The sequence below is a fragment of the Blautia sp. HCP3S3_G3 genome (assembly GCF_052063365.1).
GTDB lineage: Bacteria > Bacillota > Clostridia > Lachnospirales > Lachnospiraceae > Blautia_A.
Genome location: NZ_JBQHXR010000001.1, coordinates 516,196 through 528,652, shown reverse-complemented (window position 1 = coordinate 528,652; position 12,457 = coordinate 516,196). Strand labels below are relative to the sequence as shown.

At 43.0% G+C, this 12,457-nt stretch carries 10 protein-coding genes, 1 tRNA gene and 2 pseudogenes; 2 read left to right on the top strand and 11 right to left on the bottom strand.

Features of this window, described 5'->3' with window-relative positions; translation table 11 throughout:
* Nucleotides 1-15: 15 nt before the first annotated feature.
* From ACTNEW_RS02395 to ACTNEW_RS02380, 4 genes and pseudogenes are all read right to left on the bottom strand, one after another.
* Nucleotides 16-363 (bottom strand): zf-HC2 domain-containing protein, encoded by a 348-nt coding sequence (locus ACTNEW_RS02395; protein WP_441057396.1) that lies wholly within the window; start codon nt 361-363, stop codon nt 16-18.
* 239 nt (nt 364-602) lie between these two features.
* The gene (ftsH, locus tag ACTNEW_RS02390) at nt 603-2,459 is read right to left on the bottom strand and encodes an ATP-dependent zinc metalloprotease FtsH (protein ID WP_441057394.1); all 1,857 of its coding nucleotides are present in this window, start codon (nt 2,457-2,459) and stop codon (nt 603-605) included.
* Nucleotides 2,460-2,737: 278 nt separating this feature from the next.
* Nucleotides 2,738-3,064: a sporulation initiation factor Spo0A C-terminal domain-containing protein gene (locus ACTNEW_RS02385; RefSeq protein ID WP_441057392.1), complete on the bottom strand. Its 327-nt coding sequence runs from the start codon at nt 3,062-3,064 to the stop codon at nt 2,738-2,740.
* A 201-nt stretch (nt 3,065-3,265) separates the two neighbouring features.
* A pseudogene (locus tag ACTNEW_RS02380) lies at nt 3,266-3,475 on the bottom strand (DUF6783 domain-containing protein); the annotation flags it as partial.
* On the opposite strand from ACTNEW_RS02380, the pseudogene ACTNEW_RS02375 reads away from it, so the two are divergent.
* Nucleotides 3,452-3,562, top strand: a pseudogene (locus ACTNEW_RS02375) (DUF6783 domain-containing protein); the annotation flags it as partial. The pseudogenes ACTNEW_RS02380 and ACTNEW_RS02375 sit on opposite strands and share 24 nt — an antisense overlap.
* A 61-nt stretch (nt 3,563-3,623) precedes the next feature.
* Here the strand turns inward: ACTNEW_RS02375 and ACTNEW_RS02370 are convergent.
* The 4 genes from ACTNEW_RS02370 to ACTNEW_RS02355 form a co-directional block, all read right to left on the bottom strand.
* A tRNA-Leu gene (locus ACTNEW_RS02370) sits at nt 3,624-3,706 on the bottom strand.
* Nucleotides 3,707-4,052: 346 nt separating this feature from the next.
* Nucleotides 4,053-5,333 (bottom strand): diaminopimelate decarboxylase family protein, encoded by a 1,281-nt coding sequence (locus ACTNEW_RS02365; protein WP_441057390.1) that lies wholly within the window; start codon nt 5,331-5,333, stop codon nt 4,053-4,055.
* A 66-nt stretch (nt 5,334-5,399) separates the two neighbouring features.
* Complete coding sequence (locus ACTNEW_RS02360) at nt 5,400-6,278, bottom strand: hypothetical protein (protein ID WP_441057388.1); 879 nt, start codon at nt 6,276-6,278, stop codon at nt 5,400-5,402.
* Nucleotides 6,279-6,431: 153 nt separating this feature from the next.
* Nucleotides 6,432-7,373, bottom strand: coding sequence for a magnesium transporter CorA family protein (locus tag ACTNEW_RS02355; protein ID WP_441057386.1), 942 nt, complete (start codon nt 7,371-7,373; stop codon nt 6,432-6,434).
* Between the two features lie 217 nt (nt 7,374-7,590).
* On the opposite strand from ACTNEW_RS02355, the gene aroC reads away from it, so the two are divergent.
* The gene (gene aroC, locus ACTNEW_RS02350; RefSeq protein ID WP_441057384.1) at nt 7,591-8,688 is read left to right on the top strand and encodes a chorismate synthase; all 1,098 of its coding nucleotides are present in this window, start codon (nt 7,591-7,593) and stop codon (nt 8,686-8,688) included.
* A gap of 101 nt (nt 8,689-8,789) precedes the next feature.
* Here aroC and ACTNEW_RS02345 read toward each other — a convergent pair whose 3' ends face one another.
* From ACTNEW_RS02345 to hemB, 3 genes are all read right to left on the bottom strand, one after another.
* Nucleotides 8,790-9,914, bottom strand: a complete 1,125-nt coding sequence (locus ACTNEW_RS02345; RefSeq protein WP_441057383.1) for a lactonase family protein — start codon at nt 9,912-9,914, stop codon at nt 8,790-8,792.
* Between the two features lie 286 nt (nt 9,915-10,200).
* Complete coding sequence (gene hemL, locus ACTNEW_RS02340) at nt 10,201-11,472, bottom strand: glutamate-1-semialdehyde 2,1-aminomutase (protein WP_441057381.1); 1,272 nt, start codon at nt 11,470-11,472, stop codon at nt 10,201-10,203.
* Nucleotides 11,472-12,455, bottom strand: a complete 984-nt coding sequence (gene hemB / locus ACTNEW_RS02335; protein ID WP_441057379.1) for a porphobilinogen synthase — start codon at nt 12,453-12,455, stop codon at nt 11,472-11,474. The genes hemL and hemB overlap by 1 nt, the downstream gene beginning before the upstream one ends.
* Nucleotides 12,456-12,457 lie beyond the last annotated feature (2 nt).

Here is a 12,457-nt window from a genome sequence, read left to right as displayed (position 1 = left end):
TGAATCCCGCAGGTTTTATAAAAACTGTCTGATCTGCGTTACTATAAAAACAAAAAAGAAAGTCACTACGCCGATCAGTATCACAAAAAGAATCGCTGACAGAACGTTCGTCACCTTTTTCTTGTATATGTATCTCTTTTCCTTCCGGATATCCTGTTCCAGAAGATGTTTAAAATCAAGCATCGGATCTTCTTCATCCTCATCAAGCTGAAGCATCGCTTCATGAACAATGAAATAGGTCTCCAATTCCTCATAACAGGAGCTGCAGGATTCCAGATGCTCCAGAAATTCTTCCAATTCTTCGAGCGTCAGTGTATGATTAATGTAACGTGTTACCATTTCTTCTGCTGTACGGCAATCCATCTCCTGTCAGCCTCCTTTCCCGGTCAGATCATTACTCCGTTCATAATAACGTCAATTCTTCTTCATGATTATAACGGAAGAAGAAACAAAAAACAAGGGGCGTAAAAAAAGTGATTCCGGACATTTTCACATCCGTAAATCACTTTTTTCAATGTCATTCAATCTTGATGAACATACTGCCTCATTCCTTTTACTGCCTGTTCATACAGGTTCCATTTTCGAAGCAGAGATTATTCTCCTCAGAGGTTCTGCTGAAGTTCCGGCATGGGAGCCTCCAGAATTTTCATAAATTCTTCTCCTGTGATCGTCTCATGCTCATAAAGATATTTCGCAAGTTCATGGAGCTTACCAATGTTATCCTGAAGAATCTTCAGCGCTTTCTGATGCTGTCTGGATACCAGATCCACCACTTTTTTATCAAGTACTGTCTGCGTTTCAAAGGAACATGCAAGACTGGAATCGCCTCCGAGATACGGATTGGTTACATTTTCCATGGCAACCATGTCAAATTCATCACTCATACCATATCTGGAAATCATTGCTCTTGCAATCTTGGTCGCCTGCTCAATATCATTGGAAGCACCTGTGGTGATCGTATGGAAAATCAGCTCTTCCGCAGCACGGCCCCCTGTAAAGGTTGCAATCTTATTCTCCAGTTCCTCCTTGGACATCAGGAAATGTTCTTTTTCATCCACCTGCATGGTGTATCCAAGAGCACCGGATGTACGTGGGATAATCGTAATCTTGTGTACCGGTGCAGAATCTGTCTGCTTGGCTGCCACAAGAGCATGACCGATCTCATGATATGCAACAATCAATTTTTCTTTATTCGAAAGAACACGGTTCTTCTTCTGATATCCGGCAATAACTACCTCAATACTCTCTTCAAAGTCTGCCTGAGTTGCAAATTTTCTTCCGTCACGGACAGCACGAAGAGCTGCCTCATTAACGATATTGGCAAGTTCTGCACCGGATGCCCCCGCTGCCGCCTTGGCAATCTCATCAAAGCGAACAGAATCTGCGATTTTAATCTTCTTCGCATGAACTTTAAGGATTTCCTCACGTCCCTGCAGATCCGGCAGTTCTACCGGAATTCTTCTGTCAAAACGGCCCGGACGAAGCAGCGCCGGATCCAGGGAATCCGGACGGTTGGTTGCTGCCAGGATTACAACACCCTTGGAACCGTCAAAACCATCCATCTCTGTCAGAAGCTGATTCAATGTCTGTTCACGCTCATCATTGCCGCTGAAGCCTCCACCGTCACGCTTCTTACCAATCGTATCGATCTCATCAATAAATACGATACAGGGAGCCTTTTCGTTCGCCTGTTTGAACAGGTCACGTACCTTAGCAGCACCCATACCTACAAACATTTCCACAAATTCAGAACCGGAAATCGAAAAGAAAGGAACTTCCGCTTCTCCTGCAACTGCCTTCGCAAGAAGTGTCTTACCTGTTCCGGGAGGTCCTACAAGAAGAGCTCCTTTCGGCATAGAAGCACCGATTTCCGCATATTTATGAGGATTGTGGAGATAATCCACGATTTCTGTCAGCAATTCTTTGGCTTCGTCTTCACCGGCAACATCCGAAAATTTGATACCGCTGGTGGATTTTACATATACCTTGGCATTGCTCTTACCAAAGGACATCATTCCTCCAGGACCGTCCCCGCCCATGGAATTCATCATCTTCTTACTCAGCCAGCGGCCAAGGAAGATAAAAATAGCGATTGGAATCACATAACTGAGAATGATACTTAAAAACAAGGACTGTCTCGCCGGCTCTGCTTCCTGCATATTAACGCCTGCCTGTCTCAGACGTTCCACAAGATTCGGATCATCCATAGCAACCGTTCTGCATTCCACCTGCTTGCCGTCTTTCTTCGCTACATAATAAATGTAATCTCCGTCAACGGTCACATCTGTCACATTTCCCCGATCCACATTATTCAGGAACGTGCTGTAATCCGTAGTAATGATACTGCCTTCCTGAACCATGGGAACCACCAGGAAATTCAACAGAAAAATCACTACAATGGCAATGATGTAATACACATACAATGGTTTCTTTTCTGGTTTCTTGTCTCCTAGATTCATATTGTTTCCTCCATATTATCTATGGCAAAATACAAAAAAATGTATTTCGATAGTTTATTTGAAATGTACCTTATCATTTTTACCAGAAAATTTCAATGCTTATTAAATAAAAATCATAAACTTTTCATAAACAATTCCGTCTTAAAGATTCCACAATTATCCCTTTTTTATATTACAGGAAAATGTGGAACACTTTCCTGTAATATAAAAAAGGGCAGAAGAGCATATCACTCAACTACCCATACGTTTTTATAATATCATAAAGCATATCCATAACATCAAAAAGATTTTTCTGAAAGATAATACGCTAAAATGTCAATAAATTCACTGTTGGTTGGTTTATAGATCAAAGTATATCCTGCAATTTTATCCAATTCTTTTTTATTTGTTTCCCAGCAGATATTTACCACCGTTCGAATATCATGTTCAATATTGGTAGGTGTCGAATTAAATTTCTTTGCCAGATAAGGATAAATATCTTTTGTAATTTTCATAGAGTCATGGCGTGTAGCCATTTCCATATTAATTGCTTCTGCCACATAGCAATATCCCTTGTACTTCGATGTAACTCCCATTTTTCTGATTAAATCATACACGTTTTTCATCCCATTATTTGTTCCTCCTTTTTGTATTTTTCGAATCACCTCATCCCTCAATCATTTTTGTGAAAATATACTATTCACAACTATAGTATAAATAAAAAATAATATATTTGTCAACATAAATATGTGTAAATAATCAAACGTTTTATTATGTTTTCAGTGTTTTATATATAATACAACATTATTCAAAACACAAAATAATAATTATTTAGAATATAACAAAACATATTTTGTTTTATGCTTAGATATAAACAAAGCACCAACGAAGGATTTCCATTCTCCTCCGATGGTGCCTTTTATAATCACTTGTAAGCTTATCTTAGAGCGTGTCTGAAAATTGCTTTCCGACAGATGTGCGTCACAATTTGTGGGAAATTTGACTCAAATGAGGGAGGCATAGCGGGCTATATTGACCGAATGCGAGACAAATTTCCTGCAAAGTTGGGCGTACATATGACGGGAATGAATTTTCAAACACGCTCTAAAATAACTACCATTTAACCGCCTTGAATTCAGCGTATCAAAAACCCCCGTAAATCAAACGTTTACAGGGGTTAAGTAATGCCGGCAGTGGGACTTGAACCCACACGTAGTTGCCTACAACAGATTTTGAGTCTGCCTCGTCTGCCATTCCGACATGCCGGCTGACCCTTACGGACGAATTATATATTAACACAAATTACTTCTTAATGCAAGAATTTTAGAGAATTATATGAAAGATTTTTTTCTCCATTTTTTCACACCGGTATTTTAAGAAAACAACTGTAAACCATGTTTGGAAATTCCTTTCTCCATATTACCAGAAAACTCTGCTGATTTTTATTTCTGATATTACAGGAAATACAAAATACTCTTCTACAGCATGAGAAAGAATCCTGTCCGGAAGGCAATTTTATATCATAGGAAAATGCAAAGTACTTTCCTATTGATATAAAAACTCCGGGGAACTGCCATCAGAGATTTCTCTGTATACTGCTCCCCGGAGAACTTTTTATTTTGCATCAAAATCAATCTTATTATAAATATCAAAACAATCGAATGTCGCAAAATAATCTTTCGGTGTCTCTGCACGGCGGATCATTTCAAAGCTGCCATCCTCATGAAGAAGAATCTCTGCGGATTTCAGCTTGCCGTTGTAGTTATATCCCATAGCAAAACCGTGGGCACCTGTATCATGGATCACCAGAAGATCACCCTTGTCTACCTTCGGCAGATAACGGTCAATGGCAAATTTATCATTATTCTCACAGAGAGAACCTGTTACATCATACATATGATCACATGGCTGGTCTTCCTTACCCATCACAGTGATATGATGATAAGCGCCATACATTGCCGGACGCATCAGGTTTACTGCACATGCATCCACACCGATGTATTCCTTATGTGTGTGTTTTTCATGAATAGCTTTTGTCACAAGGCATCCGTACGGTCCCATCATAAAGCGGCCAAGCTCGGTATAAATCGCAACATCTCCCATTCCTGCAGGAACCAGTACTTCCTCATAAACTTTGCGGACACCTTCCCCGATTGCTTGGATATCATTCGGTGTCTGATCCGGTTTGTATGCAATTCCGATACCACCGGAAAGATTAATAAATTTGATATGTGCACCGGTTTCTTTCTGAAGTTTTACAGCAAGTTCAAACATGACTTTTGCCAGCATCGGATAATAATCGTTTGTTACCGTATTGCTTGCAAGGAAGGCATGAATACCGAATTCCTCTGCTCCCTTCGCTTTCAGGATACGAAATGCCTCAAAAATCTGTTCTGTAGTCATACCATATTTGGCATCACCAGGGTTGTCCATGATATCATTACTGATCTTAAATAATCCACCCGGATTATAACGGCAACTGATCGTCTTCGGAATATATCCCACTGCTTTTTCCACGCATTCGATGTGCGTAATATCATCCAGATTGATAATACCGCCGATCTCGTTTGCATAATGGAATTCTTCTTCCGGTGTATCATTGGAAGAAAACATCACATCGCCCTCTTCGCAGCCAATCGCCTTGGAAAGCATCAGTTCTGTCATGGAAGAACAGTCACATCCACAGCCATATTCTCTTAAAATCTGGATCAGGTATGGATTCGGAGTCGCTTTTACCGCAAAAAACTCCTTAAATCCTTTATTCCATGAAAATGCCTCTTTTAATGCTTTTGCATTTTCACGAATACCTTTTTCATCGTAAAGATGAAACGGGGTTGGATATTTTGCAGTAATCTCCTGCAGCTTCTCCAGTGTAACAAATGGTTGTTTTTTCATTCTTTTCTCTCCTCGTATACCACACCTGATGTTTCGGGTAGCCGCTCACAGCTGCGGTGTAATTTATTATTTGACATGCTCATGAGTAAACAGATGATCCTGACAATATTCATAATTCCCATTACATCTGGAGCAAAAACGGAATTCCAGATTGGGATCATCCAGCTCTGTTCTGCCGCATATCGCACATTTATGTTTGGTCACTCCATTTCCTGAGGAGTTCACCCGGCTGCCTGCAACTGCCTTCCTGAACTGCTGTTTCCTGCGGATTTCTTTGGGATTGTAACGATAAAGATCCCGTGTACTCAGGAAATAAATCACAAAGTTCAAAAGAGAAGCCACGATCGGAACAGCCATAAACCACATACCGCTCCGGATATAATTAAAAATATCATACAGAATCATAGCCACATAAAAGACAGCCATCCAACTCATTTTGATCGGAAGTACAAACATCAGAAGAACTCTCATATCCGGATAAGTAATTGCCAGTGCCAGGAAAATCGACATACTGATGTAATAAGTGGAATAAATACTTCCTCCGAGAGCTACCGTATAACCTTGAATATTCACATATCCGCCTGTAATAAAGTACAGCAGAAATGCACTGATCACTGTAAACAGAATTCCGGAAAAAATATACAGCGTATACCGGAATGATCCCCAGGTACGCTCCAGTGCCGTTCCGATTGGATAATAAAAGAACGCAATGGAAATCACGAACCAAAGAAGGCTCTGGGAACTCGGCGGATAAATGACCCATGTGACCAGACGCCAGATCTGTCCGTGCAGAATCTTCGATACATCCAGACTGAGCATACTCAATATCGCCGGATTTATATACATCAGAAGATATCCCACTGCATAGCAGATCACCACATACATGGTCAGATTGGGAATTCCATACCTGCCGTATTTCCTTTCTAATTTGTCAATCCATCTCATAAAAAATCCTTCATCTCCTTCATGATTGATAACCGGACCACAAATCATACAGTCCGTTCAAAATTCACATTCGGACAGCAGATCACCGTTCCGTTCAGAATTCATATTCAGACTGCAGTTCACCAGTCCGTTCAGGATAGATGTCCGGTACTTTCAGAAAAACCGTTTCTTTGAAAGTACGATCGCAGCGATGATACTGAGTGCCACCGAGAACAGAATAATAATCAGAAATCCCCACTGTGTAAAGGAAAACGGCATTCCGGCTGCATTCAGGTTCATTCCGTACGCACTGAAGATAATGGTAGGAATACTCATCACAATGGTAATGACAGACAAAACCTTCATGACGTCATTCAGATTATTGGAAATAACAGATGCAAACGCATCCATCATACTCTTTACAATTCCGCTGTAAATATTCGCCATCTCAATTGCCTGTGTATTCTCAATGATAACATCATCCAGCAGCTCCGTATCTTCCGGATACTTCTTAATGCTGTCAATCTTCATCAGTTTTTCCAGTACGGCTTCATTGGAACGAAGGGATGTCGTAAAGTATACCAGAGACTTCTCCAGCTCCAGAAGTTCGATCAGTTCCTGATTTCTGGGAGAAAGGTGCAGTTTCTCCTCCACCTGTTCACTCTTCTTATCTATGATACGCAGATAACGCAGATACATACTGGCATTGCGATAAAGGATCTGCAAAATAAATCGAGTCTTCATATAGGTATAAAAATTGCGCACACGACCTTCCATAAATCGCGTAAGTACCTGAGTATCTTCCAGGCAGACTGTGAAGATCATCTTGTCTGTCACAATAATGCCCAGTGGAATCGTACCATACCAGTCCTTATCGTTACGTTCCTCAATCATCGGAACATCCACAAGAATCAGGGTATACGTATCTTCCACCTGAATACGGGAACGTTCTTCCACATCCAAAGGGGCTCGCAGATCATCAACCTCTATATCAAACCGTTCTGACATTTCAAAAACTTCCGTAGCCGTAGGATTCGTCAGCGCAATCCAGCACCCTTCCTGCGGTTCCTGAATCTGATGAATGGCTCCATCAATTGACTTAAACATCCGTATCACGATTTCACTTCCCTTCCACGATCTATTTCCCCGCCAAAATTCAAAAAAATTCTTTCTCCATTATAAAGAGTCGGAAGTTTTTTGTCAATTACAATGGTTATGGTTTACAAACTTTTTACAGTTCCTATAATGGTTATGGTTTACAAATTTTTGACAGTTCGCTATAATAATCAGGAATCGCATGCATTTTCTATATTACAGAAAGACGAGGATTATTATGGGAAAATCAACATTTGGAAATACATTTACCGTAACCACCTGGGGGGAATCTCACGGCAAAGCTCTGGGAGCGGTCATTGACGGCTGCCCTGCAGGACTGTCCCTCTGCGAAGAGGACATTCAGAAATATCTGAACCGGCGAAAACCCGGACAGAGCCGTTTTACCACTGCGCGAAAAGAAGACGACCTTGTAGAAATCCTCTCCGGCGTTTTTGAGGGCAGAACTACCGGAACCCCGATTTCTATTATGGTGCGAAACACGGATCAGCGTTCCAGAGATTATGGAAATATTGCCACATCCTACCGTCCCGGTCATGCGGATTATACCTTTGACCAGAAATACGGTTTCCGTGATTACCGCGGCGGCGGACGTTCTTCTGCAAGAGAAACTATCGGCCGTGTAGCTGCAGGCGCAATTGCCTCCAAAATACTCGGAGAACTGGGAATCCGTTTCTGTACATACAGTAAATCTATTGGATCTGTTTCCATCAGTCATATCGACCCTGAAGAAATCAACCGGAACGCTTTTTATATGCCGGACGCAGAAGCTGCCTCAAAAGCAGCCGCTTACCTGGAGGACTGTATGAGCCGCAAGGACAGCGCAGGTGGTGTTGTAGAATGTCGTATCACAGGCGTTCCTGCCGGTCTTGGAGATCCGGTCTTTGGCAAACTGGATGCCATTCTTGCCCAGGCTGTCATGTCGATCGGAGCTGTCAAAGCCGTGGAGATCGGTGATGGTACAGCTGTCACTTCTCTGAACGGATCCACGGATAATGACGGTTTCTGTATGAAAGACGGAAACATCACCAAAACCTCCAATCATGCCGGAGGAATCATGGGCGGCATCAGTGACGGAAGCGAGATTATTCTCCGCGCCTCCATCAAGCCTACCCCATCCATCAGCCAGCCGCAGCAGACGGTTTCCTCAGCAGGAGAAGAACTTTCTCTGGAAATCCACGGACGCCACGACCCCATCATCGTTCCAAGAGCAGTGGTTGTTGTGGAATCCATGTGTGCACTGACAATTGTGGACGCTCTTTTTTCCAACATGAGCGCACGAATGGATCGTGTGAAGGAATTCTATTCCGAACTATAAATTAAAATTCTGTTATTTTTCAGGAAAAAGTTTTTTCGTTGTCAAAAAACGGGGCTGCCAAAATGGCAATGCCCCGTTTTTCCTATTCCGGATCACTCCGGTTATTCTTCGTAATCATCCTCTTCAAAATCACCATCGTCCGGTATTTCCGGCTGATTTTCCAAATCCGGTACCGGCCAGATATGGATACTGTTCGGTGTCTCCACCTTCAGTGGTTTGCCGTGCATAACAATCAGATTCTTCTCATAATCCACCTTAAAGGTTGTAATGGAATTGCTTGCATGATTGGCAATTGCAATATGCTGGTTATCCGGGAAAATCACAAGGTCCTTCGGATAATCACCGCTGATAGGAAGGGTAAACTTCTTTTCCAGAAGACCTGTCTCCTGATCGATCTCATACATGGAAACAGTATTCTCACCGGCTGTAGTACAGAACAGATGCTTACCGTCCGGTGCCAGTGCAAGACCGGAAGCCGCATTATGGATCGCATCCTTATCATCGACCTTCCTGAGTGTGGAAATACTCTGAAGCAATTCAAATTCCGGTGTATTTCCGCTTCCGTCATAACTGTAGACCTTAATCTCATTACTCAGTTCAAACAGAAGATATGCAAAACGTCCATCTGCGCTGAAACGGATAATACGCGGACCGCTCTCACGCGGGCATCTCAAAATATCAACCAGTTCCAGTTTATGTCTTCTCTTATTGATCCGGTAAATTTTCACCTGATCAATTCCGTTATCTACTGCACAGAGATATTTGTTATCCGGTGTCGGACGTACGCAATTGACATGCGGACGGAAATTACGTTCTGCCACACTTCCGAGACCTTTATGAAAAACACCATCCATCAGGCTTCCCAGTCTTCCGTCTCGGTGTGTATGTACAACTGTTACCTTACCATCATGATACCCGGCAACATACAGATATTTCCCATCTACGTCTGTAGCAAGAAAACAACCGCGCATTCCGTCAATATTTACACTGTTAATGCGCGTCAGATCACCATTCTCATCTCTCTCAAAAACAGCCACGCCCTCATCTTCAATGGAATAAAGGAATCTTCCATTCTTGGATATTGCCGTATGGGATGAATTGCTGACTTCCACCTCTGAACGTTCTTTCAAAGTTCCATCTTCCACATCTACATCATAGACATGGATACCTTTACTATTCCCATGTGTATAAGTTCCTACATAGGCTACATATTTCTTATTCTCCATAAGTACCGCCTCCTACTGTCCTGCCTCATCCGGCACATGTTTTCGTAAATAATAGTTCAAAAACGATGCACCAGTATCGAACCGCTCATATCTTTTGTCATTATAGCACAAAGATTTCACAAGAACAAGATTTCTGTCCTTATCCCATGTATTTTCTCAGATGCATCTGAACCTGATCCGGCAATTCCTTCAATCGGTTCTTTTCCGCTTTTCCAATTATTCATCAGTTTTCCCGGATTTTTCCGATTCTTTTTCCAGTTCTTCCTGCTCTGTTCCCATTTGATGCTTACAGGCATTTCTTCATGGCTTCGAGAGTTTCTCCGATCACTTTCTCTGTATGAGCATTGGAAAGGAACATGGCTTCAAACTGAGACGGTGCCATATGAATACCATTTTTCAGCATTACCTTGAAATATTCGGCAAAAGCTTTTGTATCAGATGTTTTTGCAGATGTATAATCCACTACCGGCTGGTGCGTAAAGAACATGCAGCCAAGAGATTCCACGGCATTCACCTGATATGGGATACCTTTCTCTTTCAGAATATCTCTGATTCCTCCATAAAGAAGCCGGCCTTTTTCTGAAAGGTTCGTATAAACTTCCGGATGGCTGTACAGATATTTCAGCTGGGTAAGTCCGGCTGCCATGGCAATGGGATTTCCGCTTAAGGTTCCGGCCTGATATACCTTTCCGACCGGAGATACCATTTCCATGATTTCTCTTCGTCCGCCGTAAGCTCCCACCGGCATTCCCGCACCAATGATCTTGCCGTAAGTAACCAGATCCGGACAGATTCCAAAATATTCTGCAGCACCGCCAAATGCAAGGCGGAAACCTGTGATTACTTCATCAAAAATAAGCAGCGCTCCGTTTTCGTCACAAAGAGTACGAAGTCCTTCCAGAAATCCTTCTGCCGGAGGAACCACACCCATATTGGCGCCCACCGGTTCCACGATCACTGCAGCAACCTCTCCCGCAGCCTGTTCCATCAAGGTGCGGACACTTTTCAGATCATTATAAACAGCTGTCATCGTATCCTGTGTGCAGCCTGCCGGCACTCCGGCGCTGTCCGGCACTCCGCTGGTCATGACACCGGATCCTGCGCTTACCAGCATGGCATCACTGTGTCCATGATAACAGCCTGCAAACTTGATGATCTTATTTCTTCCGGTAAAACCTCTTGCAGCGCGAACCGCACTCATCACTGCTTCTGTACCTGAATTCACCATTCGGATCATATCGATATGAGGAATTCTTTCGCAGATAAATTCCGCCATTTCCACTTCGATTTCTGTGGCACATCCGAAACTCAGACCGTTTTCACAGGCCTTCACTACACTCTCACGAATTTCAGGAAAATTATGCCCCAGAATCATCGGTCCCCAGGAATCGATATAATCGATGTAACAATTTCCATCCACATCGTAAATATAACAGCCGTCTGCACGCTCAATAAATCTCGGTGCTTCACCGATGGCACCGTAGGCACGCACCGGACTGTTCACACCGCCCGGGATTCTCTTAACGGCACGCTCAAATAATTTTTCTGATTTTGTCATCAGCCGATTCTCCCTTCATCCATGAATCTTGCCAGTTCTTTTGCAAAATAAGTAATGTAAATCTGTGCTCCTGCACGATAAGTTCCCACTGCCATCTCACAGATAATTCTGTCCTCATCAATCCAGCCCATTTTGGCTGCTGCTTTCACCATGGCATATTCCCCGCTGACACTGTATGCTGCAACAGGAACATTCGTTGCCTTTGTAACTTCGGAAATAATATCCAGATACGACATGGCCGGTTTTACCATAATAATATCTGCACCCTCTTCGATATCTGTCAGAGCTTCTTTCATTCCCTCTCTTCGATTGTGGAAATCCATCTGATAGCTTTTGCGGTCTCCAAAAGACGGGGCAGAGCCTGCAGCATCACGGAATGGTCCGTAAAAGGCAGATGCATATTTTACAGCATAGGACATAATGGGTGTATTTTTATGCCCATGAATATCCAGACATTCCCGAATCGCGCGCACACGCCCGTCCATCATATCAGAAGGTGCCACCATATCAGCACCTGCCTCCACATGAGAAAGCGCGGTTTTTGCCAGAAGGTCCAGGGTTGCATCGTTATCCACATCATGCCCGCACAGAACACCGCAGTGGCCATGCGAAGTATATTCACACATGCAGACATCGGTAATATAATACATGTCCGGGAATTGTTTCCTGGCTTCCCTGAGAGCCTGCTGCACAATCCCATCCTGTGCATAGGCACCGCTTCCCACTTCATCCTTATGATCCGGAATTCCGAACAGCATCACACTGCTCACTCCGGCCTTTGCCAGACGTTCCAGTTCATAGGGCAGCCGGTCCACACTGTAACGGTACTGTCCTTCCATGGAAGGAATTTCTTCTTCAATACCTGTACCTTCTTTTACAAACAGAGGATAAATCAGGGAGGCTTTATCCATTCTTGTCTCTCTTACCATTTTCCGCAGCGTTTCACTGCCTCTCAATCTTCTGGGTCTCTGAATCAGTTCCATTT

Bases quoted from the DNA above. Each gene is read 5' to 3' on its own strand.
- ACTNEW_RS02395 (WP_441057396.1), bottom strand. From the start codon at position 363: ATGGATTGCCGTACAGCAGAAGAAATGGTAACACGTTACATTAATCAT.
- ftsH (WP_441057394.1), bottom strand. From the start codon at position 2,459: ATGAATCTAGGAGACAAGAAACCAGAAAAGAAACCATTGTATGTGTAT.
- ACTNEW_RS02385 (WP_441057392.1), bottom strand. From the start codon at position 3,064: ATGAAAAACGTGTATGATTTAATCAGAAAAATGGGAGTTACATCGAAG.
- ACTNEW_RS02365 (WP_441057390.1), bottom strand. From the start codon at position 5,333: ATGAAAAAACAACCATTTGTTACACTGGAGAAGCTGCAGGAGATTACT.
- ACTNEW_RS02360 (WP_441057388.1), bottom strand. From the start codon at position 6,278: ATGAGATGGATTGACAAATTAGAAAGGAAATACGGCAGGTATGGAATT.
- aroC (WP_441057384.1), top strand. From the start codon at position 7,591: ATGGGAAAATCAACATTTGGAAATACATTTACCGTAACCACCTGGGGG.
- ACTNEW_RS02345 (WP_441057383.1), bottom strand. From the start codon at position 9,914: ATGGAGAATAAGAAATATGTAGCCTATGTAGGAACTTATACACATGGG.
- hemL (WP_441057381.1), bottom strand. From the start codon at position 11,472: ATGACAAAATCAGAAAAATTATTTGAGCGTGCCGTTAAGAGAATCCCG.
- hemB (WP_441057379.1), bottom strand. From the start codon at position 12,455: ATGGAACTGATTCAGAGACCCAGAAGATTGAGAGGCAGTGAAACGCTG.